24 protein-coding genes are annotated in these 26,114 nt (G+C 66.2%); 15 read left to right on the forward strand and 9 right to left on the reverse strand.

What is annotated here, in order from left to right:
• The first annotated feature begins 48 nt into the window (after positions 1-48).
• The 7 genes from ACODS0_RS03520 to ACODS0_RS03550 all read left to right on the forward strand — a co-directional run bounded on the left by ACODS0_RS03520 (position 49) and on the right by ACODS0_RS03550 (position 8,431).
• On the forward strand, positions 49-438 hold the full coding sequence (locus ACODS0_RS03520; RefSeq protein ID WP_488832864.1) for a DUF2946 family protein: 390 nt from the start codon (positions 49-51) through the stop codon (positions 436-438).
• A 254-nt stretch (positions 439-692) separates the two neighbouring features.
• Complete coding sequence (locus ACODS0_RS03525; RefSeq protein ID WP_488833256.1) at positions 693-2,804, forward strand: TonB-dependent siderophore receptor; 2,112 nt, start codon at positions 693-695, stop codon at positions 2,802-2,804.
• Between the two features lie 18 nt (positions 2,805-2,822).
• Entirely contained in the window at positions 2,823-4,436 is a 1,614-nt protein-coding gene (locus ACODS0_RS03530) for an ABC transporter substrate-binding protein (RefSeq protein WP_488832866.1), read from the forward strand.
• On the forward strand, positions 4,433-5,401 hold the full coding sequence (locus ACODS0_RS03535; RefSeq protein ID WP_488832868.1) for an ABC transporter permease: 969 nt from the start codon (positions 4,433-4,435) through the stop codon (positions 5,399-5,401). The genes ACODS0_RS03530 and ACODS0_RS03535 overlap by 4 nt, the downstream gene beginning before the upstream one ends.
• Complete coding sequence (locus ACODS0_RS03540; protein WP_488832870.1) at positions 5,398-6,240, forward strand: ABC transporter permease; 843 nt, start codon at positions 5,398-5,400, stop codon at positions 6,238-6,240. Before ACODS0_RS03535 ends, ACODS0_RS03540 begins: the two co-directional genes overlap by 4 nt.
• A complete protein-coding gene (locus ACODS0_RS03545) occupies positions 6,237-7,685 on the forward strand; it encodes an ABC transporter ATP-binding protein (RefSeq protein WP_488832871.1) in 1,449 nt (482 codons plus the stop codon). The genes ACODS0_RS03540 and ACODS0_RS03545 overlap by 4 nt, the downstream gene beginning before the upstream one ends.
• Positions 7,682-8,431 carry a glutamine amidotransferase gene (locus ACODS0_RS03550; RefSeq protein ID WP_488832872.1) on the forward strand — a complete coding sequence of 250 codons (750 nt, stop codon included), beginning with the start codon at positions 7,682-7,684 and terminating at the stop codon, positions 8,429-8,431. Before ACODS0_RS03545 ends, ACODS0_RS03550 begins: the two co-directional genes overlap by 4 nt.
• Positions 8,432-8,594: 163 nt before the next feature.
• On the opposite strand, the gene ACODS0_RS03555 is transcribed toward ACODS0_RS03550, so the two are convergent.
• From ACODS0_RS03555 to icd, 4 genes are all read right to left on the reverse strand, one after another.
• Positions 8,595-12,212, reverse strand: coding sequence for an EAL domain-containing protein (locus ACODS0_RS03555; protein ID WP_488832874.1), 3,618 nt, complete (start codon positions 12,210-12,212; stop codon positions 8,595-8,597).
• Positions 12,213-12,230: 18 nt separating this feature from the next.
• Positions 12,231-12,626 (reverse strand): response regulator, encoded by a 396-nt coding sequence (locus tag ACODS0_RS03560; protein WP_279091418.1) that lies wholly within the window; start codon positions 12,624-12,626, stop codon positions 12,231-12,233.
• Positions 12,623-14,476, reverse strand: a complete 1,854-nt coding sequence (locus ACODS0_RS03565) for a PAS domain S-box protein (protein WP_218299801.1) — start codon at positions 14,474-14,476, stop codon at positions 12,623-12,625. Before ACODS0_RS03565 ends, ACODS0_RS03560 begins: the two co-directional genes overlap by 4 nt.
• A 282-nt stretch (positions 14,477-14,758) precedes the next feature.
• Positions 14,759-16,018, reverse strand: a complete 1,260-nt coding sequence (gene icd / locus ACODS0_RS03570) for an NADP-dependent isocitrate dehydrogenase (RefSeq protein WP_055396054.1) — start codon at positions 16,016-16,018, stop codon at positions 14,759-14,761.
• 199 nt (positions 16,019-16,217) lie between these two features.
• Between icd and ACODS0_RS03575 the strand changes: the two genes are divergently transcribed.
• Positions 16,218-16,463 carry a hypothetical protein gene (locus ACODS0_RS03575; RefSeq protein ID WP_055396052.1) on the forward strand — a complete coding sequence of 82 codons (246 nt, stop codon included), beginning with the start codon at positions 16,218-16,220 and terminating at the stop codon, positions 16,461-16,463.
• 156 nt (positions 16,464-16,619) lie between these two features.
• Positions 16,620-17,117 carry a DUF192 domain-containing protein gene (locus ACODS0_RS03580; protein WP_055396050.1) on the forward strand — a complete coding sequence of 166 codons (498 nt, stop codon included), beginning with the start codon at positions 16,620-16,622 and terminating at the stop codon, positions 17,115-17,117.
• A 283-nt stretch (positions 17,118-17,400) separates the two neighbouring features.
• On the opposite strand, the gene ACODS0_RS03585 is transcribed toward ACODS0_RS03580, so the two are convergent.
• Both ACODS0_RS03585 and xseA read right to left on the reverse strand, forming a co-directional pair.
• Positions 17,401-17,982, reverse strand: coding sequence for a superoxide dismutase (locus ACODS0_RS03585; RefSeq protein ID WP_121506237.1), 582 nt, complete (start codon positions 17,980-17,982; stop codon positions 17,401-17,403).
• Between the two features lie 210 nt (positions 17,983-18,192).
• Positions 18,193-19,518, reverse strand: a complete 1,326-nt coding sequence (xseA, locus tag ACODS0_RS03590) for an exodeoxyribonuclease VII large subunit (protein ID WP_487260364.1) — start codon at positions 19,516-19,518, stop codon at positions 18,193-18,195.
• A 352-nt stretch (positions 19,519-19,870) separates the two neighbouring features.
• Between xseA and ACODS0_RS03595 the strand changes: the two genes are divergently transcribed.
• The 6 genes from ACODS0_RS03595 to adk all read left to right on the forward strand — a co-directional run bounded on the left by ACODS0_RS03595 (position 19,871) and on the right by adk (position 24,096).
• Positions 19,871-20,515: a MotA/TolQ/ExbB proton channel family protein gene (locus ACODS0_RS03595; protein WP_055396044.1), complete on the forward strand. Its 645-nt coding sequence runs from the start codon at positions 19,871-19,873 to the stop codon at positions 20,513-20,515.
• Between the two features lie 106 nt (positions 20,516-20,621).
• Positions 20,622-21,056, forward strand: a complete 435-nt coding sequence (locus tag ACODS0_RS03600; RefSeq protein WP_176886095.1) for an ExbD/TolR family protein — start codon at positions 20,622-20,624, stop codon at positions 21,054-21,056.
• Between the two features lie 5 nt (positions 21,057-21,061).
• Entirely contained in the window at positions 21,062-22,126 is a 1,065-nt protein-coding gene (gene lpxK, locus ACODS0_RS03605; protein WP_488832882.1) for a tetraacyldisaccharide 4'-kinase, read from the forward strand.
• Between the two features lie 70 nt (positions 22,127-22,196).
• The gene (locus tag ACODS0_RS03610) at positions 22,197-22,379 is read left to right on the forward strand and encodes a Trm112 family protein (RefSeq protein WP_010458810.1); all 183 of its coding nucleotides are present in this window, start codon (positions 22,197-22,199) and stop codon (positions 22,377-22,379) included.
• Entirely contained in the window at positions 22,376-23,212 is an 837-nt protein-coding gene (kdsB, locus tag ACODS0_RS03615) for a 3-deoxy-manno-octulosonate cytidylyltransferase (RefSeq protein ID WP_488832887.1), read from the forward strand. The genes ACODS0_RS03610 and kdsB overlap by 4 nt, the downstream gene beginning before the upstream one ends.
• A gap of 227 nt (positions 23,213-23,439) precedes the next feature.
• A complete protein-coding gene (gene adk / locus ACODS0_RS03620; RefSeq protein WP_121420288.1) occupies positions 23,440-24,096 on the forward strand; it encodes an adenylate kinase in 657 nt (218 codons plus the stop codon).
• Positions 24,097-24,218: 122 nt separating this feature from the next.
• On the opposite strand, the gene ACODS0_RS03625 is transcribed toward adk, so the two are convergent.
• The 3 genes from ACODS0_RS03625 to ACODS0_RS03635 are packed head-to-tail and all read right to left on the reverse strand — an operon-like array spanning position 24,219 to position 26,104.
• Positions 24,219-24,689, reverse strand: coding sequence for a DUF6152 family protein (locus ACODS0_RS03625; RefSeq protein ID WP_121506231.1), 471 nt, complete (start codon positions 24,687-24,689; stop codon positions 24,219-24,221).
• A gap of 24 nt (positions 24,690-24,713) precedes the next feature.
• Complete coding sequence (locus tag ACODS0_RS03630; RefSeq protein ID WP_121420290.1) at positions 24,714-25,136, reverse strand: hypothetical protein; 423 nt, start codon at positions 25,134-25,136, stop codon at positions 24,714-24,716.
• Between the two features lie 17 nt (positions 25,137-25,153).
• The gene (locus ACODS0_RS03635) at positions 25,154-26,104 is read right to left on the reverse strand and encodes an asparaginase (RefSeq protein WP_488832891.1); all 951 of its coding nucleotides are present in this window, start codon (positions 26,102-26,104) and stop codon (positions 25,154-25,156) included.
• Between the last annotated feature and the right edge of the window lie 10 nt (positions 26,105-26,114).

Raw genomic sequence — 26,114 nt, forward strand, 5'->3', positions numbered from 1 at the left:
GCTGGCATCAAGCCACCACCCGCAGTTGAGTATGATTCGCATCCCCTCATGCTGCGCCGCACCATCCCCGTCCTGCCGTTCCACATCGTGCTTCTGCTGGTGGCGTTGTTCAACGCCTTGGCAGGCACGCCCACGCATGAGGCGCGGCACATTCAGGAACTGGTGCGCAGCGCCACAGCCTCGGCAACCGCAGGCGATGTGGATGCGTTGGCAACCAGCTCAGCAGCCAGCGACGAACACAGCGAAGAGACACACACCACCTGCGCCTGGTGCCTGACCCACGCGCTGGAGGCGGGGCTGGCGCATGCACCGGCCCGCCAACCGCAACTCCCCGCAGAACCCAGCGCCATCGCGCCGCACAGCGCAGAACCCTTCACGGCCCAGCAGGTGCGCTGGCCGTTTGCGGCACGCGATCCTCCGCCAGCCCAGCGGGCCTGACACGCGTCGGGCCCCAGGCAGCCTGCGCTCTATAGCGCATCCCCTTCTCGTTTTCGCCCTTGCATTCACCCCCGTGGGGTGGGTGCGGGCACGCGACCTTATGTGCCCGCCGCTACCCAGGCGGGTGTGGGCCGCGTTGCTACTGGCTTTTGCATTCACCGCTTTTGGACTGGTTTGCCATGCGTTCTTCGTCTTCTCCTGATTCTGTTTCTTCTTCACGCCCTGCGCCCCTGCCGCGCCCCACATTGACGGCCATGGCGGCCGCCGCGCTGCTGGCCTCCCTCCACCCCGCCTGGGCCGCAGACGGCGATGTGGTCACCGCCCCCACCCTGTCTGCCGTGGACGTGGTGGGCCGCAGTGCCTCGGGCACCTATTACGCCGACGAGGCCGAGGGCGCCAAGACCAGCCTTCCGCTGCGCGAGCTGCCGCAGTCCGTGCGCGTGATGTCGCGCCAGGCGCTGGACGACCTGGGTGCCACGCGGCTGGATGATGTGCTGGACTATGTGGGCGGGGTCTCGCGCCAGAACAACTTTGGCGGGCTATGGGACAACATCGCCATCCGGGGCCTGCCGGGCAACGAGAACACGGGCATGGCGACGCTGCTCAACGGCTTTTCGTCCAACCGGGGCTTTAATGCGCCGCGCGACTTGGCGGGCGTTGAGCGGGTGGAGTTCCTCAAAGGCCCGGCGGCCGCGCTGTATGGCAGCAGCGAGCCCGGCGGCACGCTCAACATCGTGAGCAAGAAACCGCTGTGGAAGGCCGCCCATTCGGTGGAGGCCTATGCGGGCAGCTACGGCCTGGGCCGGGCGGCGCTGGACACCACGGGCCCCATCAGCGACCGGCTGGCCTACCGCTTGAACGTGGCGGTGGAAGACAAGGGCAGCTTTCGCGACCATGTGCGCGCGCAGCGGCAGGTGGTGGCCCCGGCCTTCACCTGGAAGCTCTCGCCCGACACGGTGCTGGAGTACACGGCTGAATTTCTGCGCCACGCCACGCCGCTGGACCGGGGCGTGGTGGCGGTCAACAACCGCCTCGGCGCGGTGCCCGCCAGCCGCTTTTTGGGCGAGCCTGCCGATGGCGACGTGACGGTGACCAACCAGACGCACCAGCTGGTGCTGTCGCACGAGTGGAATCCCGACTGGCGCAGCCGCGTGGGGCTGTCGTACCGCGAGACGGGGATGGAGGGCTTCTCGACCGAGGCCACCGCCCTGCAGGCCAATGGCCGCACGCTGACGCGCCAGCGGCGGTATCGCGACTTTCAGTCGGACGATGTGGCCGTGCAGGCCGAGCTGCAGGGCAACCTGCGCACGGGCGGGCTGGAGCATGAGCTGCTGGTGGGCGTGGAGAGCTACCGCTTCAGCATGGATTCGGTGATGCTGCGCGTGAACCCCAGCGCTGCCGCGCCGTATGCCATCGATATCTTCAACCCCGTCTACGGCCAGGCCCAGCCCACGCCGGGGCGCAACACCGACACGCTGGAGAAGCAGCGCAACACCGCGCTGTATGTGCAAGACACCCTGAAGCTGGGTGAGCAGTGGCGCGTGATGGCCGGGCTGCGGGCCGACAACTACGACCAGAGCCTGCAAAACCGCATCACCAACCGCACCACGGCGCAAAGCCCTTCGGCCGTGTCGCCGCGTCTGGGCGTGAGCTGGCTGCCCACGCCGGGGTGGACGGTGTATGCCAACGCGGGCAGCTCGTTCCGCCCGAATACGGGCAGCAATGTGGCGGGCAATGGCTTTGACCCCGAAAAATCCCGCGCGCTGGAGCTGGGCGCCAAGTGGGAGAGCGCCGACCAGCGCCTGGGCGCCACGGCTGCGCTGTTCGACATCACCAAGCGCAATGTGCTGACCAGCGACCCGCTGAACGCGGGATTTTCGGCCGCCGCTGGCGAGGTGCGCAGCCGGGGCCTGGAGCTGGACCTGTCGGGCCGCGTGAGCACCCACTGGCGCGTGAACGCCAGCCTGGTGTTCAACGACGTGGAAGTGACCCGCGACAACACGCTGGAGGTGGGTGGCCGCCTGCTGAACGTGCCGCGCGTGAACGGCAGCGTGCTGGCGGTGTACGAAAACCAGCTCGCCAACGGCCAGCGCTATGGCGTGGGCGGCGGCGTGACGCACGTGGGCAAACGCCTGGGCCAGGCCCGCACGCAGGCCGAGGCCAATGCGGGCACCGCCGCGTTTGAGCTGCCAAGCTACACCACGGCCAAGCTGATGGCGTACTGGCGCCTGAGCCCCACGCTGAACCTGTCGCTGGACGTGGACAACCTGTTTGACAAGGTGCACTACACCAGCTCGTACAGCCGCGTGTGGGTGGCGCCGGGGGCCGCGCGGACGGTCACCCTTGGCCTGCAGGCCAAGTTCTGAGTGGTGCCGGTGACCTGCATGACAAGACTTTCAACCGTCCCAAAACCCTTGACGCGACGCCGCGCCTTGCAGGCCCCCATGGCCGCGCTGGCGGCAGGCGCCCTGCCCGCTGCCTGGGCACAAGGCTCACCACCCGCGTCCGCCCCCGCACCGCTGCAAATCGTCGGCCCGTGGGAGATCAGCGGCCTGGCGCCCGCCAGCAGCGGCTATGTGTTCACACGCCTGCAGGTCACCGAAACCCTGCTGGACGCTGCAGACGATGGCCAGCCACGGCCCGCGCTGGCGCGGCTCTGGCGCCGATCGGCGGATGGGCTGGTGTGGCACTTTGAGCTGCGGCCCGGGGCGCGTTTTCATGACGGCACACCTGTGACGGCTGCCGCCGTGGTGCGCAGCCTGCAGGCCGCGCAGGTGGCGCCCGCGCTGCTGAGCCAGGCGCCCATCGAATCCATCACCGCGCCCGACGAGGGCACGGTGATGATCCGCCTGCAGCGCCCCCACACCGCCCTGCCCGCGCTGCTGGCGCATGCCAGCACCATGGTGCTGGCCCCGGCCAGCTATGGCGCCGACGGCAAGGTGCGCAGCATCATTGGCAGCGGCCCCTACCGCATTGCGGTGCTGGTGCCGCCGCAGCAGGTCGAGACCGTGGTGTTTGACGCCTACGACGGCCCGCGCCCCGCCATTGCCGCCGTGCGCTACCTGGCCGCCAGCCGTGCCGAAACCCGCGCGCTGATGGCCGAGAGCGGCCAGGCCGATCTGGCCTATGGGCTGGACCCGGCCAGCCTGCGGCGGCTGCAGCGCCATGCCCAAAACCCTGCTCTGGCGCGCCGCACTGCCGTGCGCATTGCATCGGTCACGTTGCCGCGCACCGTCATCGTCAAGCTCAATGCGGGCCTGCCCGCGCTGCGCGATGTGCGCGTGCGGCAGGCGCTGAGTCTGGCCATCGACCGCGCGGGCATTGCCCTGGCGCTGATGGGCGACGAGGCGCTGGCCGCCACGCAGCTGCTGCCCCCCACGCTGGGCGCGTGGCACAACCCGCACCTGCCCCCGCTGCAGCACGACCCCGAAGCTGCCGCACGCCTGCTGCGCGCCGCAGGCTGGCAGCGCCACAGCGATGGCCTGCGCGATGCCGAGGGCCAGCCGCTGCACCTGGTGATCCGCACCTTTGTGGACAGGCCCGAGCTGCCGCTGATTGCCACCGCCTTGCAGGAGCAATGGCGGCTGGCGGGCATGGCGGTGAAGGTGAGCATCGGCAACTCGGGCGACGTGCCGCGGGGCCACCGCGACGGCAGCCTGCAACTGGCGCTGGCTGCGCGCAACTACGCCAACGTGCCCGACCCCACAGGCACGCTAGCGGGCGACTTTGCGGCGCAGGGCGGCGACTGGGGCGCCATGGGCTGGCACAGCGACACCGTGGTGCAGGCCCTGCAAGAGCTCACGCGCACCCAGACGCCGCCCGAGCGCACCCGCGCGCTGCGGCACACCATCACGCGCACCCTGCAGACCGAGCTGCCCGTGATCCCCGTGGCGTGGTACCGCCAGCATGTGGCCGTGGCCCCTCGGCTGGCGGGCGTCACGCTGGACCCGCTGGAGCGTTCTTACCGCCTGACCGGCATGGAGTGGAACAACCCATGAACCCCTTGATGTCAAAACCCTGGGCCGCCCTGCTCGGCCGCAGGCTGGTGCAGGTGCTGGCCGTGTCGCTGCTGATCGGCACGCTGTGCTTTTTGATGGTGCGCGCCCTGCCGGGCGACCTGGCCATGCGCGTGGCGGCAGGCCGCTATGGCTACGACCTGGTGAGCAACGCCGCCGCCGACGCCGTGCGCGCGGAGCTGGGGCTGGACCGCCCTGACTGGCTGGCGCTGCTGCACTGGTGGCGCGATATGGCCATCTTCAACCTGGGCCAGTCGCTGGTGTCGCAGCGTTCGGTGTGGCACGAGGTCACGCACCACCTGGGCGCCACACTGCGCCTGTCGGCCGCCGCGCTGGCCATTGCCTTTGCCGTGGGCGTGCCCCTGGGCGTGTGGGCCGGGCTGCGGCCCCAGGGCTGGGTGGACAAGGCCAGCTGGCTGATGGCCGTGGTGCTGCGCGCGCTGCCGCCGTTTTTGCTGTCGGTGCTGCTGATCTTGCTGGTGGCGGTGCAGTGGGGCTTTTTGCCTGCGGGCGGTGACGAGAGCCAGGCCAGCCTGGTGCTGCCCGCGCTCACACTGGGGCTGGGCCTGGCTGCCGGGCTGGCGCGTGTGACCCGCGCTGTGATGCTGGAGGTGGTGGTGTCGCCCTTCTTTGAATTTGCGCGCACCAAGGGCCTGAGCGACTGGCAGGCGCTGGTGCGCCACGGCCTGCGCAATGCGGCTGTGCCGGTAACGGCCTACCTGGGCGTGCAGGCGCTGTTTCTGGTGGAGGGCGCACTGGTGGTGGAGACGCTGTTTGCCTGGCCCGGCATTGGCCATGCGCTGGTGCATGCCGTGTTTGGGCGCGACATCCCCGTGGTGCAAGGCACGGCCCTGTGCATGGGCGTGCTGTTTGTGGTGTTCAACCTGCTGGTGGATGCGGCGTGCCTCGCGCTGGACCCCCGACATACCCAGAAGGTGGCTGCATGAGTGCCGTGCCTTCCACCCTTTCATCGCCCACAGGCGCCGTAGTAGCCCAGCCCCGCTGGCCGCTGCGCACCACATTGGGCCTAGCCAAGCTCGGCCTGCTGGCGCTGTTTGCCCTGCTCGGCCCCTGGCTGGTGGGCGCCAGCCCGGTGGTGCAAGACCTGCGCAACACCCTGGCGCCCCCCAGCGCCCAGCACTGGCTGGGCACCGATGTGCTGGGCCGCTCGGCCCTGGCACGGCTGGCGCATGCGGCGCAGCTGTCGCTGGGCATGGCGCTGCTGGCGGCAGTGAGCGCCGCCGTGCCCGGCACCTTGCTGGGCATTGCCGCCGCGTGGCGTGGAGGGCGCACCGAGCGGGCGCTGCTCATGCTGTCGGACTCGGTGCTCGCCATCCCCGGCCTGCTGCTGGTGTTGCTGGTGGCCGCTCTGGCGCCCGGCGCGCTGTGGGCGCTGTATGCGGGCCTGTCGGCTGCGCTGTGGGTGGAGTACTTTCGCGTGAGCCGTGCGGTGGCCCGGCCCGTGCTGGCGGGCGACGCGGTGCAGGCATCGCGCCTGCTGGGGTTTGGGCGCGGCTATGTGCTGCGCCGCCACCTGCTGCCCGCGCTGGCACCCACGCTGGGCACGCTGCTGGCCTTCACCACCTCGCAGGCCGTGCTGGCGCTGGCCGCACTGGGTTTTGTGGGTGTGGGCATGCAGCCGCCCACGCCCGAGCTGGGCCTGATGATGACCGAGGCCATGCCCTACTACGAAGAAGCCCCGTGGCTCATTGCCGCCCCCACCGCGCTGCTGGTGTGGCTGGTGGCCGCGATGATGCTGCTCAACCCCGACCGGGAGACCGCATGACCACGCCTTTGAAATCCGACGCCCTGCTGGTCGTAGAAGGCCTGGGCATCCAGGTGGGCGGCAAGCGGCTGCTGCGCGACATCGGCTTCAGCCTGCGGCCGGGCGAGGCGCTGACCCTGGTGGGTGAAAGCGGCGCAGGCAAGTCGCTGCTGGCCCAGGCCATCATGGGCAACCTGCCGCCTGCACTGCAGGCCACAGGCCAGATCACGCTGGATGGCATCACCACCCGCGCCCAGGACGCCGCCGCACGCCGCGTCCTGTGGGGCCGCAAGCTGGCGCTGCTGCCGCAGGAGCCCTCGCTGGCACTCAACCCGCTGGCCCGCGTGGCACCGCAGCTGGCCGAGGTGTACCGCCTGCTGCACCAGCAGCCCCCCAGCGCCGCCAGCGCCAAGGCCGAACAGGTGCTGGGCGCTGCGGGCCTGGGCGGCGCAGGCAACCACTACCCCTGGCAACTGTCGGGCGGCATGGCCCAGCGCGCCGTGGCCGCCATCACCCTGGCCGGTGGCGCCCCGGTGCTGATGGTGGACGAGCCCACCAAGGGCTTGGACGCGCATTGGCGCGGCCGCATGGTGGAGTTGTTCCAGGGCGTGCTAAAGGCAGGCGGCTGCCTGCTCACCATCACCCACGACATGCAGGTGGCGCAGGCGCTGGGCGGCCAGGTGATCGTGCTGCGCCACGGGCAGGCGGTGGAGCAAGGCGACATCCACACCGTGGCCGCCGCGCCGCAGCACGCCTTTACCCGCCAGTTGCTGCTGGCCGACCCGGCCCGCTGGCTGCCGTTTGCCGAGCCCACGCTGGGTGAGCCCGTCGTACAGGCGCATGGCATATCCAAAGCCTATGGTGCGCAGAAGCTGTTTGCGCCGCTGGACCTGGAACTGCGCGGCGGCGAACGCATCGCCGTGCAGGGCCCCAGCGGCACTGGCAAAAGCACGCTGGGCAATGTGCTGCTGGGCCTGGTGGCACCCGACACGGGCCGCGTGGAGCGCAGCGCCCGGCTGCGCCCGCATGCGTTCCAAAAGCTGTACCAGGACCCGGTGGGCTCGTTTGCGCCGCACGTCAGCCTTGCCCAGTCGCTGCGCGACGCTGCGCGGCTGCACCGCTGCGACTGGAAGGCGGTGCAGCAGCGCCTGGCGCAGCTGCGCGTGCCCGAGGACCTGCTGGCGCGCAGGCCCGACCAAGTGTCGGGCGGCGAGCTGCAGCGCATTGCGCTGGCGCGGGTGCTGGTGGCGCAACCAGCGCTGCTGTTTGCCGACGAGCCCACCTCGCGCCTGGACCCCATCACGCAGCAGGAGGCCATCCAGGTGCTGCTGCAGGCGGTGCAGGACACCGGTGCCGCGCTGATGCTGGTGACCCACGACCCCCACCTGGCCGCCGCCGTGGGCACCCGCACGCTGGACTTCGCGAGCGCGGGCAAGGAGCCCACCGCCGCTATGCTCGCCGCATGACAGCGACACCCTCCCGCGCCCTCTGGATCATCAAGACCGGCGACACCCTGCCCGCCCAACGGGCCCGGCATGGCGACTTTGAAGACTGGATTGCGGGCGGCCTGAACCAAGCCCCCGCCAGCACGCAGCTGGCGCTGCAGACACTGGACGCCCGCACCGCCACCGCATGGCCACAGCCCGGCCAGATAGCGGGCGTGGTGGTGACCGGCTCCCCCGCCATGGTGACCGACCGCGAACCCTGGAGCGAGCGCACCGCCGCATGGCTGGCCAGCGTGGTGGCGGCCCGGGTGCCCGTGCTGGGCATCTGCTACGGCCATCAGCTGCTGGCCCACGCGCTGGGCGGCGAGGTGGCGCGCCACCCCGCCGGGCTGGAGATAGGCACCGTGGCCGTGCAGCGCCTGGCCGGTGCCGAGGGCGACGCCCTGCTGGGCCACCTGCCACCCCGCTTTGGCGCCCAGGTGGTGCACGAGCAAACGGTGCGGCGCCTGCCCCCTGGTGCCGTGGCGCTGGCCGCCAACGCCCACGAGCCGCACCACGCGTTCCGCGTCGGCCCCTGTGCCTGGGGCGTGCAGTTTCACCCCGAGTTCAGCGATTCGGTGATGCGCGACTACGTGGCGTGTTTTGCGCCTGCGCTGCAGCGTGCAGGCATGGATGTGGCAGCGCTGGAGCAAGGTGTGCAGGCCACGCCAGAATCGGCCAGCCTGCTGGCGCGTTTTGCGCAGCTGGCGGCAGCGGCCGCCGCTTGAAATTTCAATGAAAATTGGCTCTAGCGCTTATCTATCAAGCGCTAACAGCTATCAATACAATAGCAAATCCTCCGCTGCGATTGCTTTGCATTGGGCGTAGCGCCTCACCAGTGCATCACCCGCCGCTGCCCCGGCGCACCGCCAATTTCTCGGACTCAGTGGACTAGGAAGCTAGGAAGCGGGCTTCAAACACCTCGGCGGCCACCGGCCTGCTGAGCAGGTAGCCCTGGATTTCGTCACAGCCCAGCAGCGCGAGCCGGCCGCATTGTTCGTCCGTTTCTACGCCTTCGGCAACCACCTTGAGCCCCAGCGAGTGCCCCATGTTGATGATGGCGGAGACCAGCGCCTGCCCTTGCGGTCCGGTGTCCATCCCCATGATGAAAGAGCGGTCGATCTTGAGGGTGTCAGCGGGCAGCGTGGCCAGGTAGCTCAGTGATGAGAACCCGGTGCCGAAGTCATCAATGGCAATCGTGATGCCCATCTCGCGCAGGGCGTGCAGGCTGCTACGGCTGTGCTCCACATCCTCCATGACCATGCTCTCGGTGATCTCCAGCTCCAGCCCGGCCCCTGCGGCCGGGTCAAAGGCCAGCGCCTCGCGCACCTCGGCCACGAAGCTGCGGTGGCGCAGCTGCAGAAACGACACGTTGACCGCCACCCGCAACGGCGCATGGCCGGCCTGCCGCCAGCGCTGGTTGTCTGCCAGTGCTTGCCCAAGCGCCCAGCGCCCCACGTCGTAGATTAGGCCGGTTTCCTCCAGGATGGGGATGAAAAGCCCCGGCGGCACCAAGCCACGCTCAGGGTCGTTCCAGCGGATCAGGGCCTCTGCGCCTGCCAGGGCGCCAGTGGACAGGCACCGCTTGGGCTGGTAGTGCAGAACAAACTGCCCGCGCTCCAGGGCATCGCGCAGGCGGCCTTCCATGCCCAGGGCCTCGGCCACGCGGGTATTCATCTCCGACATGTAGAACAGCAGGCTGTCTGCCGATGCCTTGGCCTTGTTGACGGCGGCCTCCGCATTGCGCAGCAGCGTTTCGGCATCAGCGCCATCCATGGGGTACAAGGCCACGCCAGCCTTGGCGGCCATGCGCAGCTCGGTGCCGCCCAGCGCAAAAGGTGTATCAAAACAGGCGCGCAGGAGGTAATCCACCGCCATGGCCACCGCGCCCGCATCGCGTGCGTCGGTCACGGCGATGCCGAAGCTGTTGATGCCAATGCGTGCCACGTCGTACACATCGCGGCTGGCGTGCTGCAACCGCTGCGCGACCTGCTTGAGGAGTTCGTCGCCCATCTGCCGCCCCAGCGTGTCATTGACAAAGCGAAAGCGGCTGATGTCCATCAGCGCAATACCCATCAGAGGCCGTGTGCCCTCACGCGGGCGCAGGTGCTGGCCGGTGCGCTCCAGAAAAAGGGTGCGGTTGGGCAGCCCGGTGATTTCGTCGTAATAGGCCAGGTAGCTCAGCCGGTCTTCCTTGTCGAGGTGGTCCAGGGCAAAACCGATGTCGCCGGACAGCTCTGTCAGCAGCTTCATCTCGGCCTCGTCGAAGAAGCCCACCTCGTCTGCCAGCAGGGCCAGTGTGGCGGCGACCTCCTGACCCACCAGGATGGGCAGTACCGCAATGCTGGCCACACCCCGCTGGCGCAGTTGATCGCGCAGCATCACGCGCGGGTCGCCGCTGATGTCGTCGCACAGCACGGCCTTGCGAGTGCGCACCACTGCGGCGGCAAGGCTTTCACCCGGTGTGGGAACGTCAAACAAACCCAGTCGGTCGCGGATGTTGTGCACAAAATCGGCCTCTACGCCCGACAGCCCCACCGGCACCACCTGCTGCGCCGCGCGGTCCACGCGGCCGATCCAGGCGATGCGGAAATGGCCGTGCTCCACCGCAATGCGGCACGCCTCGCGGAACAGTTCCTCGCGGTCGCGCACCCGCACGATCAGCGTGTTGATGCCGCTGAGCATCGCGTACACGCGGTTCAGGCGCTTGATCTTGCGCTCGGCCTCACGGCGCTCGGTAATGTCTTCACCGAGCGCAGCCACGCCCGTCACCTGTCCGCCCACAGAGCGCAGTACGGTGTTGTTCCAGTGCACCAGGCGCCGCTCGCCCGAGCGGGTGAGGATCTCGTTGTCGTAGTGCCAGGCCGAAGGCCGGTCCGCCAGCACATCGGCAAACACGCTGCGCACATTGCCCATCTCAGGGGGCACAAACATGTCAAACCAGTTGCGGCCAGCGATCTCTTCACGCTCCCAGCCTGTCAGGCGCAGCAGGTAGTCGTTGCAATAGGTGATGCGCCCTTCGCAGTCGAGCATCAGCGAGATCATCTCGACCTTGTCGAGCATGTCATTGAAACGGCGGTCGCTTTCGTGCAGCTCTTCCTCGGCGCGTTTCTCCCGGGTGACATCCTGGATGGTGTTGAACCAGCGGCCCTGCTCGCCCCGGCCAGCCTCATCCTCCAAGGGCTCCATCACCTGGCGCAAATGCAGCAGTTCGCCATCTGCGCGCAACAGGCGGTAGGTGAAATCCAGGCGGGCGCCTTGCTGTGCGGCCTGCAGCGCATGCTGGCGGAACATGTCGCGGTCTTGCGGGTGTACCAGCGCCAGCCACTCGCGCGCGGACTTGGGCATGGCATCGGCCCCCAGCCCCAGCATATCGGGCAGCGTGTCCAGCCAGCTCTCGAAAGCACCATCAGCACCGCTGATCACATGGGTGATTTTTGCCAGTGCCTGCGCCCTTCGCAGGCTGGCTTTGCTGGCGCGCAGCGCGTCCATGGCCCGCTGGCGTTCGAACACTTCCACCTGCAGTTGCTCGGCATGCTTCTGGATCTCGATATAAAGGCTGCCGTTTTCGTAGATACGACCCACCTGCGCGCCCAGGACGGCCAGGACTTTTTCATCGTCGGCCGTGAACGCATCTTCCCCCTGCTTGTTGGCCAGGCAGATCCAGCCATAGGAGAACGAGAGCGAAGTGATGGGCGCAATCAAGCCGGTGTGCAGCGGCGGGTAGCCTGCAGGCAGGCCGATATCGCTCGGCGCACCGCTTTCATTGACCAGCCGCTCAGAGCGGCGCGCAGCGCGCAACTGACCCAATAGGCCGTGCGATACCACGGGCAGGTCCAGCAGCCCGGTCAGCGCCGACTCGATGCCGCTGGTGCACACGATGGAGGCATCGCTTTGCTTGCGCACCACGCACAGCACCGCATACTGCGCCCCCACCAGCTCGCGCGCGCCACGGCATACATTGGCCAGCAGCACCTGCGGGTCGCGCTCGGAGGCCAGTTGCAGGTTCAGGTCGGTCAGGGCCGCCAGGCGCCGGTTCATGGTTTCCAGCTCGGCGACGTTGCCCGTGAGCTTGTCCGTCATGAGCTGCAGGTGCCGGGTCTGAAAACTGTGCTCCATCGGGTGGAAGGGCTGCGGCGGCACCTGCGACAAGGCCTGCTCAATGGCCGAGGTGATGTCCTGTGGCTCGCAGGGCTTCACCAGCACCTGCGTCACCCCACAGGCCAGGGCCAGGTTGCGGGCCTCTTGCTCGCGGTAGTGCGCGCTGTAGAAGATCACCTGGGTTGCGGCGAGCTGGTGGTCTGTGCGCAGCTGGCGCACAAACTCGTACCCGTCCATGGTCGGCATCAGGATGTCGGAGATCACCAGATCGGGACGCTCGGCACGCACCAGGGCGAGGGCCTCGGCACCGTCTGCGGCCTCCAGGGCCTGGTGGCCACTGTGCCCGATGAGCGTGACCACCAGCGCACGGTTGGCCGGCAGGTCATCGACAACAAGGATCTTGGCCATGCTACCCGGGGTCCAACGTCAGGCCGCGCCCGGCGGCGCGTGGAATGCAGAACCCAGAAACGCCTCGACCTGGCTCACGAAGGTTTCGGGCGTGATGGGCTTGGACAGGTGCTCGTCAAAACCCACCTCAAGGGCCTTTTCGCGGTCACCCGGCATCGAAAAAGCGGTCACAGCCACCAGCGGCACCACACGCCACCCATGGTGCGAGCGCAGGCTTTGTGCCACCTCATAGCCATTCATCACCGGCATTTGCAGGTCGCACAGGATCAGGTCGGGCCCCTCGGCCAGCGCCAGCCCCAGGCCCAGGGCGCCGTTTTCGGCGGCCAGCACACGGTGGCCCGCTGCCTCCAGCAGGTAGGTGACGAGTTGCCGGCTGGCATCATCGTCTTCGATGACCAGGATGGTGGCTTTCATGCGCTGGTCTCCTGAAACTCCACAATGAACGTGCTGCCCTGCCCTTCGGCGCTCTCCAGCCCCACACTGCCCCCCAGCGCTTCGGCAAGCTTGCGGCTCAGGTGCAGGCCCAGGCCGGTGCCTTCGTGGTGACGCCGGTCGGCGCTTTCGACCCGGGAGAAGGCCTCGAAAAGCCGCGACTGCTCCTGCAGCGGAATGCCAGGCCCGGTGTCGCGCACCTGAACCTGCACGGTGCGCCCTTGGGCCGACGAAGTCTCCTCCAGTACCACATCCACACGCCCCTGCGGCGTGAACTTGATGGCATTGCCCACCAGATTGATCAGAATCTGGCTGAAGGCCCGGCGGTCGGTGTGCAACTGCACGGCCTGGGCGGGGGCATACACATTAAACACCAGGCCCTTGCGCACGGCTTCGGGCTCCAGCGTGGCGGCGACCTCCGCAACAATGCTGCGGCAGTCGAGCGGCTCCTTGTGGAGCGACACCTTGTTAGCGCTGAGCTTGGCCACATCGAGCAGGTCGTTGATGAGCGAAAGCAGGTGCCGCGCCCCAGTCTGCACGATGCGCAACTGCTTGTCCTGCTCCGGGTTGAGCGGCCCCGGCAGCTGCATGAGCAAGGTGCCCGTGAAACCGATGATGGCGTTCAGCGGGGTTCGCAGTTCGTGGGACATGCTGGCCAGGAAGCGGTCTTTGACCAAGGCGGCATTTTCAAGCTCCAGGTTCTTGTCGCGCAAGGCCCGCTCGATCCGCTTGCGCTCCGTCACATCGCGGATCGCGCTGGAGACAAACAGCCCTTCTTCCGTCTCCAGCGGGCTCAGGCTGATCTCGACTGGAAACTCGGAACCATCCTTGCGCAAACCATACAGATCAAGGCCAGCCCCCATGGAGCGGGAGCGTGGTTCGGCAAAAAAGCCGCGTCGGTGCTCAGGGTGCCTACCGCTGAAGCGTTCTGGCACCAGCAACTCGATCTTCTGACCCAGGAGTTCGCTGCGGCTCCAGCCAAACAGTTTCACGGCCTGCGAGTTGACGAGCACGATGCGGCCGTCGCGGTCAACGATGACCATCGCGTCCGGCGCGGCTTCGAGCAGGTCCTTGAACTTCTGGTCGGCCCGCTTGCGGTCGGTGATGTCACGGATCGCGCTCATCACCATCGCGCCTTCTTCGGTGTCGATCGGGCTCAGGCTGATCTCCACTGGAAACTCGCCGCCATCCTTGCGCAGGCCATGCAGCTCCAGCCCCGCACCCATGGTGCGCGTGCGCGGCGCCCCAAAGAACCCGCTGCGGTGCCCCAGGTGCGCGCCCCGGTAGCGGTGTGGCAACAACACCTCCACGGCCTGCCCTAGCAATTCGGTCCTTTCATAGCCAAACACGCGCTCGGCCTGGGAGTTGACCAGGACGATGCGGCCTGTCACGTTGACCATCACGATCGCGTCGGGTGTGGATTCGAGCAGGTCACGGAACCGCGCCTCCAGCAGCTTGGCCTCGCGCTGGACCTTGAGCTGGGTGACATCCTTCTTGCTCGACAGAAAGTACAGCAGCTGGCCAGCTTCGTCGCGCACGGCCTTGGTGGACACGTTGACATGCACCAGCGATCCATCCTTGCGGCGGCGCACCGACTCGTGCACGGTGCTGCTCAGGCCCCGCAGGGCCTCGGCCCGGATCTCGTCTTCTTCATGGGCCCGGTTCTCGGGAACGATGAGATCAATGAGGCGCCTGCCCTGAGCCTCTGCCGGTGCATAGCCAAAGATCGCTTCAGCAGCCGGGTTCCAGTTGAGCACCACCCCCTCAGGCGACAGCACCAGCAGCGCATCGGGGTTTTGCTCCCAATATGCGGCAGAAAAATCAGATGCCATGCAGAACTCCCTGTGGGGACCCATCCCTCTGCATCCCGTTGTTGTGTTTGTGTGCGACTGCGGATGCAAGCCCGTGCCATCGCCCGCGCGGGCCCATGGCTGGACCCATCTTAGGCGGGAAGCCTCCCGATTGCCAACTCTGAAATGCCACAGCCAGTTCCGCGCCGACGACCATCGGGGCAGTTTGGCCCTGGGCGGAGCCCTGCAGCCGCCAGACGACAAAAAGCCCCTGCACCAACAAGGGAACAGGGGCTTGCGAAACGGCGCAAAAGCCGCGCTGGCTTACATGTGGTCGATCATGACCTGGCCAAAACCCGAGCAGCTCACCTGGGTGGCTCCGTCCATCAGGCGGGCAAAATCGTAAGTCACCTTCTTGGAGGCAATCGACTTCTCCAGCGAACTGATGATCAGGTTGGCGGCCTCGATCCAACCCATGTGGCGCAGCATCATCTCGGCCGACAGGATCTCGGAGCCGGGGTTCACATAGTCCTTGCCTGCATATTTGGGGGCCGTGCCGTGGGTGGCTTCAAAACAGGCCACCGAGTCGGACATGTTGGCGCCGGGCGCAATGCCGATCCCGCCCACCTGGGCTGCGAGCGCATCGGAGATGTAATCGCCATTGAGGTTGAGCGTGGCCACCACCGAATACTCGGCCGGGCGCAGCAGGATCTGCTGCAGGAAGGCATCGGCAATGCTGTCCTTGATGGTGATGTCCTTGCCCGTCTTGGGGTTCTTGAGCTTGCACCACGGGCCGCCGTCGATCAACTCGGCACCGAACTCTTTTTGCGCCAGGGCGTACGCCCAGTCGCGGAAGCCACCTTCGGTGTACTTCATGATGTTGCCCTTGTGGACGATGGTCACGCTGGGCTTGTCGTTGTCGATGGCGTACTGGATGGCCTTGCGCACCAGGCGTTCGGTGCCCTCGATGGAGACGGGTTTGACGCCGATGCCCGAAGTGTTGGGAAAGCGGATTTTCTTCACACCCATCTCGTCCTGCAGGAACTTGATGAGCTTCTTGGCCTTGTCCGACTCGGCTTCGAACTCGATGCCGGCATAGATGTCCTCCGAGTTCTCGCGGAAGATCACCATGTTGGTCTTTTCGGGCTCTTTCAGCGGCGAAGGCACGCCCTTGAAATACTGCACGGGGCGCAGGCAGACATACAGATCCAGTTCCTGGCGCAGTGCCACGTTCAGCGAACGGATGCCGCCACCCACGGGCGTGGTCAGCGGGCCCTTGATCGACACCACGTACTCGCGCAACACCTGCAGGGTTTCTTCGGGCAGCCACACATCAGGGCCGTAGACCTTGGTGGATTTCTCGCCCGCATACACCTCCATCCAGTGGATCTTCTTCTTGCCGCCATAGGCCTTGGCCACCGCAGCGTCCACCACCTTGATCATCACCGGCGTGATGTCGAGCCCCGTGCCATCGCCTTCAATGAAGGGAATGATGGGCTGGTCCGGCACATTCAGCGACATGTCGGCATTGACCGTGATTTTCTGGCCTTCGGCAGGCACCTTGATGTGCTGGTAGCTGGTCATGGAAGGGGTGTCTCCTGTGGAAGCTGAAGCAGATTCAGCAGATGGGGCAAAGCGCTCGGTAGCCAGTCAATTCTAATGACAATTTTTTGGGCAAAGTCCCTGCCAGCCTGCGCGCCGCTGCTATCGTTGCGGGCGAAGCCGTGCAGGTTTGCGCGGTTTCAGATCCTCTCTTTCAACCCCTTCACTGGAAACGGCATATATGAAAAAACTCCTCGCTGTCCTGGTGGCTGGTCTGTTGGGTGCAAGTGCTTTTGCACAGGCGCCTGCAGCCGCTCCGGCCCCCGCCCCTGCAGCCCCAGCGCCCATGGCTGCACCCGCTGCACCTGTAGCTGCTGCCCCGGCACCCGTCGCCAAAACCAAGGCAAAGGCCAAGGCCACCAAAACGGCCAAAAAGAAAACCACCAAGAAGGTCGCCAAGAAAAAGACCACCCACAAGGCAGCCTGACGCTGGCATGCAGCACCCTTAGCGGGGTCATGCACATTGCTTCAAAATCGCCCGCTACTGCGGGCGTTTTCTTTTTCCGTTCTTTTGCCCTTCTTTTGCCCGCCGGTTCGGCGCCCCTTGTGCGGACGCTGCCCCCCTGTCCAGAAAGCCTTGCCCATGACCGCTTTTGCACTTGCCTTGCCTTTTTCCGCTGCCACACGGCGCACCGTGGCCGCCGCGCTGTTGACCGCTGCTGCGGGACTGCCGTTCACCACGGCACAGGCCCAGGACGGCCCCCAGCTGAATTTGCAGCGTGTGGAACTGACCGCAGGCATGCACCGCATTGACGCCCAGGTGGCCGCCACGCCCCAGGAGCGCCAGACCGGCCTGATGCATCGCAAGGAGATGCCCCAGCACGAGGGCATGCTGTTTGTGTTTGAACAACCCGCGCAGCAGTGCTTCTGGATGAAGAACACGCTGCTGCCGCTCACGGCAGCGTTTGTGGATGACGACGGCACCATCGTGAACCTGGCCGACATGAAGCCCCAGACGCTGGATTCGCACTGTTCGGCAAAACCGGTGCGCTACGTGCTGGAGATGAACCAGGGATGGTTTGCCAAGAAAAACATCAAGGCAGGCGCCAAGCTGGGTGGAGCGCTTTTCAGCCGCAAGTGACGCAGGACCACCCAGCGACTTGCGCAGATCGGGATGCCACAGCCCCATAGGCCTTGGCCCTGGGCCCTGCCACTTGCCCGAGCGCTGTCTTGCCGACATCGCACTCCCAGGATCCGGGAGTGCAAATTACTATCATTTATATAGCTACCAGCGCTTATCCAGCAAGCGCCAGATGCCAAAAACGCCTCAAAGTCCCCAACAAAAAACGGCCCGAAGGCCGTTTTTTGTTGCCCGCAGACCTCAGTCCGTCAGGACAGATCACTCGCGGGGCGCGGATCGCGCATCAGGCGAAGTTGGCTTCGGCAAACTTCCAGTTCACCAGCTTGTCGAGGAAGGTCTCAACGAACTTGGGACGCATGTTGCGGTAGTCGATGTAGTACGCGTGTTCCCAGACGTCCACGGTGAGCAGCGCCTTGTCGGCGGTGGTCAGCGGCGTGCCGGCGGCGCCGGTGTTGACGATGTCCACGCTGCCATCGGCCTTCTTCACCAGCCAGGTCCAGCCCGAACCGAAGTTGCCCACGGCAGACTTCACAAACGCTTCCTTGAAGGCTGCGTAGCTGCCCCACTTGGCGGTGATGGCTGCAGCCAGTGCACCAGAAGGCTCACCGCCGCCCTGGGGAGCCATGCAGTTCCAGAAGAAGGTGTGGTTCCAGATTTGCGCTGCATTGTTGTAGATGCCGCCGCTCGACTTCTTGACGATCTCTTCGAGCGTCATGGCTTCGAACTCGGTGCCCTTTTGCAGGTTGTTCAGGTTCACCACATAGGCGTTGTGGTGCTTGCCATGGTGGTACTCCAGGGTTTCCTGGCTGTAGTGCGGAGCCAGGGCATCGATGGCGTAGGGCAGCGGGGGAAGGGTATGTTCCATGGTGGTGTTTCCTTGTGGTTTGAAATTCCGGGATGCCATCTGCAACGCTTTTCTTTCCTGAGCAATGCAGTCGGACACAGCGCGAAGGGGGCATTGTAGGAACATCAGGTGACCTGTGCAGCGTGAGGCCACCCAGATCCGGTCTGCAGCACCACAAACCGCTGCTGTCCTACAGAGGCGCGCCTTCTACCGCGCCGCGACATCACCCCGTTACAGCAGTCGCGGCTGGGCCACCGTCACGTCCACCACGCCATCGGCCAGTGTGGCGCGCAGGGCATCGCCAGGCTGGGCCTGGCGCACGCTGGTCACGGCCCGGCCCTCGGTATCGGTGAGCAGCGCGTAGCCGCGCTGCAGCACCAGGCGCGGGTCGAGCAGCTCCAGCCGCAAGGCCGCGCGGTCAAGCCGCTCGGCCTGCTGCACCAGGCGCCGTTGCATTTTTTGAGGGAAATCGGCCTCCAGCGCTTTCTGGGATTGCGCAAGCCGCTGCAATTTTAATAGCACTCCATGGCGCATGCGCTGGGCCAGGCGTGCCAGTTGCATCTGCTCACGCGCCACCAGGCCCGACGGGCGGCCCAGCCGCGCCGCTGCCTGGTCCAGCCGCTGGTGCCGGGTGTCGAGCTGGCGCTGCACGCCGTCGCTGATACGCCCAGCCAGCAGCCCGAGCGCCCCCAGCCACACATCGCGCGGCTGGGCGACCAGCTCGGCGGCAGCGGTGGGCGTGGGGGCGCGCAGGTCGGCGCAGAAGTCGGCGATGGTGAAGTCGGTCTCGTGCCCCACCCCGCTGATGAGCGGCACCGGGCTTTGCACGATGGTCCGGGCCAGTTGTTCGTCGTTGAAGGCCCAGAGATCTTCGATGGAACCGCCCCCGCGCACCAGCAAGATCACGTCAATGGGGGGATTTTTGGTCAAATCAGCCCCTGGCGCTTGTCCCGCTTGCGCAAGCATGTACAGTTTTGATAGCGCCGCAACCAGCGAAGCAGGTGCTGCGGCGCCCTGCACCTGCGCAGGCACCAGCACCACCGGAATGTGCGGCACGCGACGGCGCAGCGCCGTGACCACGTCGTGCAGGGCTGCCGCCCCGGTGGACGTGACAAGGCCAATGCCACGCGGCTGCAAAGGCAGCGGGCGCTTGCGGGCGCTGTCAAACAAGCCTTCCGTTTCGAGCTGCGCCTTCAGGCGCAGGAACTGCTCGAACAACGCGCCCTGCCCGGCCCGCTGCATGCTTTCCACAATGAACTGCAGATCGCCCCGCGCCTCGTACACCGAAAGGCGCCCGCGCACTTCCACCAATTCGCCATCGCGCGGCGAAAAGTCAAGCAGGCTGGCGGCGCGGCGGAACATGGCGCAGCGCAACTGGCCGTTCGCGTCTTTGACCGAGAAGTAGCAATGTCCGCTGGATGCGCGCGAGAAGCCCGTGATCTCGCCGCGCACCGCGACAGGATTGAAGCGAGCCTCCAGAGCATCAGCAATGGCGCGGCATAGCGCGCCAACTTCCCAGACGCGCGGCGCCGCTGCGGGGCTGGGGCGCTCAAACATGAGAAACGGCGGGCGTTTGCGCCGCACGCACCGCGCAAGTACTCCACAGAATCTGGCCAGCGGCGGTTACCACAGCCACATAACTAAAAACCGCCCGCAAAACACCAGAGCACGTACAAGTTATTGATTTATATAGATTTTTCATTGCGCAATTTTTCATCAATCTGTTGCAAGCACGGCGTGGCGCCACTTTGCGTGGCCTGGAACAGTGGTTGCCCACAAAGTTATCCACAGATTTTGTGGGTGAGCAGATGGGGCGACGGCGCGCACAGCAACGTAACGGTTTGTGACGAGATGGGCCCTGCAAGCTGGGCCATAATCGCCGATTGCTTTCATCTGCGCGGAGAGAGATTTGCTGTCCATCATACAAGCCGCAGGCTGGCCGATCTGGCCCCTGATTGCGTGTTCCGTACTGGGAATGGCGCTGATTTTTGAACGTTTCGTGGCCCTCAAGACGGCCCGTGTCGCCCCCCCGAAATTGCTCGATGAAGCCATTACGGTCTCGTCCAAGGCCGTGCCCACCCCCGACGTGGTGAACCAGTTGGCGCAAAACTCCGCCCTGGGCGAGGTGCTGGCCAGCGGCCTGCGCACCCTCAACAGCAACCCCCAGTGCAGCGAGACCGACCTGCGTGCCGCCATGGAAGGCGCGGGGCGCGCCGTGGCGCACCGGCTTGAAAAATACCTGTCGGCACTGGCCACCATCGCCTCGGCCGCTCCCTTGCTGGGCCTGCTGGGCACGGTGATCGGCATGATCGAGATCTTTGGCTCGCAGGCCGGCAGCGGTGGCGTGGGCCAGGCCATGGGTGGCGGCAACCCGGCCCAGCTGGCGCATGGCATCTCGATCGCGCTGTACAACACGGCTTTTGGCCTCATCGTGGCCATCCCGGCGCTGATCTTCTGGCGCTACTTCCGCGCCCGGGTGGATGCCTATCTGCTCACCTTGGAGTTGGCTTCGGAACAATTTGTGCGCCACATCCTGCGTTTGCGGAAGAAATGACGCCCCCACGGTCCGCCCGCTGCGCGTGGCTCCCTGCCCCCCAAGGGGGCCGCGTTTTGCCTTGGGGCGGCCCGGCGGCAAAACCTCAGCCTGAAAGGCTTCGCCAATGAACTTCCGTCCCCGCGCCAAGGAAGAGCCGGAGATCAACCTGATCCCGTTCATCGACGTGCTGCTGGTGATCCTCATCTTTCTGATGCTGACCACCACCTACAGCAAGTTCACCGAGCTTCAGCTCACGCTGCCCGTGGCCGATGCCGAGCAGCAACGCGACCACCCCAAGGAAGTCATCGTGTCCGTGGCCGCCGACGGGCGCTACGCCGTCAACAAGACGGGCGTGGACGGCAAAAGCGTGGACGCGATCGCGCAGGCCTTGCGCAGTGCCGCCACAGCGGGCCAGGGCAGTGTGGTCATCATCAGCGCCGATGCGATGGCGCCGCACCAGTCGGTGGTTTCGGTGATGGAGGCCGCGCGCCGCGTGGGCCTCACGCAGATCACGTTTGCCACGCAGTCTTCGGCTGCGGCGCGCAGCCCCAGCCGCTGACACGCATGGCTGCCCCCGGGCTGCAGCCTCCCTCGCCCAGCGCCCCCGCATTGCGGGGCGCAGCCCTCCCCCCACCCGCCTCCGGGCTCCAGAAAATCTGGCAGACACGCGGCCCGCTCGCCTGGGTGCTGTGGCCGGTCTCGCAGGTGTACCGCACGCTGGTCGGTATGCGGCGCGGGCTTTACCGCATCGGCCTGCTGAAGGCGGAGCACCCTGGCCGCCCGGTCATCGTCGTGGGCAACGTGATTGCCGGAGGCGCAGGTAAAACGCCTGTGGTCATTGCCGTTGTCCAGCATCTGCAAGGTCTGGGCCTGCGCCCCGGCGTGGTCTCACGCGGCTACGGCCGCAGCACCACCGACTGCCGCGAGGTGACGCCCGACAGCCCCGCCCATGAGGTGGGCGATGAACCCGCCCTTATCGCGCGCAACTGCCGGGTGCCCGTGTTTGTGGCGCCTCGCCGCATCACCGCCGCCCGCGCCCTGCGGGCTGCTTACCCGGACACCGACGTGATCGTTTGCGACGATGGCCTGCAGCACCTGGCCCTGGCGCGCGATCTGGAGGTCTGCATCTTCAACGAACAGGGCGTGGGCAACGGTTTCCTGCTGCCAGCGGGGCCCCTGCGTGAGCCCTGGCCACGCGCGGTGGATTTTGTGCTGCATGCAGGGACTCTGCCGCCTGGAAGCGACCCCGCCCATGCCTATGGCCTGCAACGCCGACTGGCCCCCTATGCCCTGCGTGCGGTCGGCACCCGGGTGTCACTGTCGGACCTGCAAGGCCAGCCGCTGCATGCCGTGGCGGCCGTGGCACGCCCCGACGTGTTCTTTGCCATGCTGCAGGGTCAGGCGCTGCAGCTGGCACACACGGAAGCCTTACCAGATCACTATGATTTTGATAGCTGGAACCGCTCATCTGACAAGCGCCACCCGCTAATTTGCACCGAAAAAGACGCTGTCAAGCTCTGGCAACACCACCCGGACGCGTTGGCCGTGCCCCTGCAATTGCACATTGACCCGGCCTTTTTCGCAGCGCTGGATGCGCGCCTGCTGGCCTTGGGCGTCCAAAGGCATTAATGATTCACCGCCCGGGCCGCCGCTATCATCCTTGCCTGCCCGAACGAACCTCCTGGAAAGCGCTGTCACCATGGATCCCAAACTGCTTGAACTGCTGGTCTGCCCCGTCACCAAAGGCCCGCTGACCTACGACCGCGATGCCCAGGAACTGGTCTCCCGCAGCGCTCGCCTGGCCTATCCGGTGCGGGACGGCATCCCGGTGCTGCTCGAAAACGAAGCCCGCACACTCACCGACGAGGAACTGGAGCAATGAGCGCAGCAACGGATCCCGGCACGCCAGGCGTTGCGACCGCGAGCGGTCGCTTCACGGTGCTGATCCCAGCGCGCATGGCATCCAGCCGCTTGCCCGACAAACCCCTGGCCGATATCGCGGGCCTGCCCATGGTGGTACGGGTGGCCCAGCGCGCCGCCCAAAGTGCAGCAGCCCGCGTGGTGGTGGCAGCCGATGACCCTCGCATCCTGCAGGCCTGCGCCGCCCATGGCGTACAAGCGATACTGACCCGCGCCGACCACCCCAGCGGCAGCGACCGCCTGGCCGAAGCCTGTACCCAGCTGGGCCTGGACGGGGACGACGTGGTCGTCAACGTGCAAGGCGATGAACCTTTGATAGACCCCGGCCTCATCAACGCTGTGGCAGCCCTCCTGCCCACCCAGCCGGAGGCCAGCATGGGCACCGCAGCCCACGCCATTGCGTCACTGGCCGACTACACCAACCCCAACGTGGTGAAAGTGGTGCTGGACGCGCGTGGCCTGGCCCACTACTTCAGCCGCGCGCCCATCCCTTTTGCGCGGGACCATATGGGATTGGCCTGGTGGCAAGGTGCCGCCGAGGCGGCGGCACCCGGTGTAGCAGCCCTGGCGGGGTTCGCGCCACTGCGGCATGTGGGCATCTACAGCTATCGTGCGGGCTTTCTGCGCCAATTTCCTGCCCTGACACCCGCCCCCACCGAGGCGGTGGAGGCGCTGGAGCAACTGCGCGCGCTGTGGCACGGCCACCGCATTGCGGTTCACCTGGCCAAAGCGGCCCCTGGCCCAGGCGTGGATACGCCCGAAGACCTGGAACGGGTTCGCCGCCTTTTTCGATGAGGAGCGGGCCGGTGGCGCGCGCCGTGCTGGTCCGCCGAATGCCCCTGCTATCCACCCTGCGACACCCCTGCCCAACCCGGTGCAGCATGTAAGTCAGCGCAAGGGAGTCGCATGCTATCCTCGACCGCAACGAGAGCACCGCATCCCGGGCGCACAGAACGGCTTCAGGCGCCCTTCGAACGTCCCCGCCAGCGGCGCCAACCGATTTCTAACCTTCGAGGACTTCCATGAGACTGATTTTGTTGGGCGCGCCTGGCGCCGGAAAGGGCACGCAAGCCACGTTCATCTGCCAGAAGTACGGCATCCCCCAGATCTCCACCGGCGACATGCTGCGCGCAGCCGTCAAGGCCGGCACCCCTCTGGGCCTGCAGGCCAAGGCGGTGATGGATTCGGGCGCCCTGGTCAGTGACGACATCATCATCGGTCTCGTCAAGGAGCGCATCACGCAAGCAGACTGCGCCAACGGTTTCCTGTTCGACGGCTTCCCCCGCACCATTCCCCAGGCCGATGCTATGAAGGCAGCGGGCGTCAAGCTCGACTACGTGCTCGAAATCGATGTGCCTTTTGACGCCATCATCGAACGCATGAGCGGCCGCCGCTCGCACCCCGCCAGCGGCCGCACCTACCATGTCAAGTTCAACCCGCCCAAGGTGGAAGGCAAGGACGACGTGACGGGCGAAGAGCTGATCCAGCGCGAAGACGACAAGGAAGAAACCGTCAAGAAGCGCCTGCAGGTCTACAGCGACCAGACGCGCCCGCTGGTGGACTACTACAGCAACTGGGCCCAGGCCGAACCCGAGCTGGCCCCCAAGTACCGCGCCATCAGCGGCACGGGCAGCGTGGACGAGATCACGGCACGCGCACTGCAGGCACTGGCCAGTTAAGGCACGGGGCTATCGCCCCTTGCAACCAGCGACGCCATGGCAGCAGGGCGTCGCTTTTTTTATGCGGTGCAGGGAACAGTTTCAGGTCTTTCGCATGGCTATCCCCGGGCCATACCGATGGCTCAGGCTGGGCTGGAGCGTAAGCCGTAGGCTTTGCCATCCACAAACAGGTATTCCGCCCGCAGCACCGCGTCGCCCTTCTCTTCGCGCAGGGTAAAGCCCACCACCGATACCGCAGTGCCGGGTTTGATCTCCTGCACCTGCCAGGCCTGCATGCGGGTCAGGGGCGCCAGCTCCACCTCCCAGCGGCGGTCTTTGCGGGTAGGCAAAACCGTCTTGGCCAGCAAGGCCTTGCCATCCACGGGGGACACCTGCGCAGGCACCACACGCTGGGCCAGATCCGCAGGCAGCTTCAGCTCCGCAGGTGTCTCCAGCTCCAGCTCGGCGTGTGGATTTTGCCAGCGCACTTTGCGCACGGTGCCTTCCAGGTAGATGGGACGGTCGGGGTCAAAACTGCTCCACCCATGGTGGGCACGCGCTCCCCAGGGAATGGCCGTGGCGGCCAGGAGCACGTGGCGGCGTTGCAGGCTCATCGGTTCTCTCCTTGTCATGTCCGATCAGAGGTAAGCAATCCAGCGGCCACACACCACCACAGCCAGCCAGATCACGGTGGAACCCAGCATCTGTACCCGGGCCAGAGCATCCAGGCGAGCCAGGGAACCCCGCCCATGGAACCACGCGGCGTTGCAACCTGCAAGCATTAACAGCAGCATCTTCAAGGTGAATGCGCGGCTGGCGAGCAGTTCGGCAGGCTGTGTGGCAAACATCAAGAGGCCCGACGCCGCCGCCAGGCCAAAACCACACAATGCCAGCGACAGGCTGAGCCGCGCCAAATCCTTGACGGGCAGCGCCGCCCCACGGCCAAACACCCGCAACTCCAGCAAGACCAAATTGCCCAACAGCAAGGCAATGCCCACGATGTGCACCACCTCCAGCGCGGGGTAAGCCCACGCATGGGACTTAAGAGTTGCAAAAAACATCGGGGCGGCCTTGTTGCTCAGTGCAGCAGTTCGAGCATCAGCGAGATCCTGGCCTTCAAGGGGGATAGCCCTTTGGAGTCCGGTAATGCGTCCCCCGGCTTGGGCAGCACCTGCCCCTCGGAGCAGCGCGTGGACCGCACCACGCGCACACCCGCCTCCTGGGCACGCAGCAATGCGGCCTCCAGAGCATGGTGGATGGTGCCATTGCCCGTGCAGGCCACCACCAGCCCCTGGACCCCATCTCGCACCAGTGCGTCCACCATCGTTCCCGATGCGCCAGCGTGGCTGATGACCACTTCCACGCGAGGCCAGGCTGCGGCATTCACTACATTTTCAATAGCATTCAATGCTGGAACATCAGGCGCCAGGGGCCAATCCTGCACAAGGCGGACAGCCCCCTCCTCCACCCAACCCAAAGGCCCGGCCTCGCCCGAGTTGAACGCATTCACCCGGTAGGGGTGCACCTTCTGAACCTGCCGTGCCCCATGAATTTCGCCAGCGGCGACCGCCAGCACACCCCGTGCGCCGGGCGTGACCGCCACAGCAACAGCATCCAGAAGATTCTGAGGCCCATCGGGCGTGAGCGCCGTGGCCGGGCGCATGGCACAGGTCAGCACCACGGGTTTCGCGCGGGTGTCCAGCACTTCGTGCAGAAACCACGCCGTCTCTTCCAGCGTGTCGGTTCCGTGGGTAATGACTACACCACGCACCTCGGGATCTTCCAGGTGGTGCGCACAGCGCAGCGCCAGCGCCTGCCACACCTGGCCATCCATGTCCTTGCTGTCGATCTGGGCCACCTGCTCCGCCACCAGCACGCCCCGCGCGGCCTGCTGCAATCCGGGAACAGCTGCAAGCAGCTGCCCGACCCCTACCTGCGCAGCGGTGTAGCCGATGTTGTCGCCAGCCTGCGCGGACGTGCCTGCAATGGTCCCTCCGGTGCCCAAAACCACAATTTTTTGCCCACTCACTTGCGTACTC

Source organism: Acidovorax sp. FG60 (genome assembly GCF_057808995.1).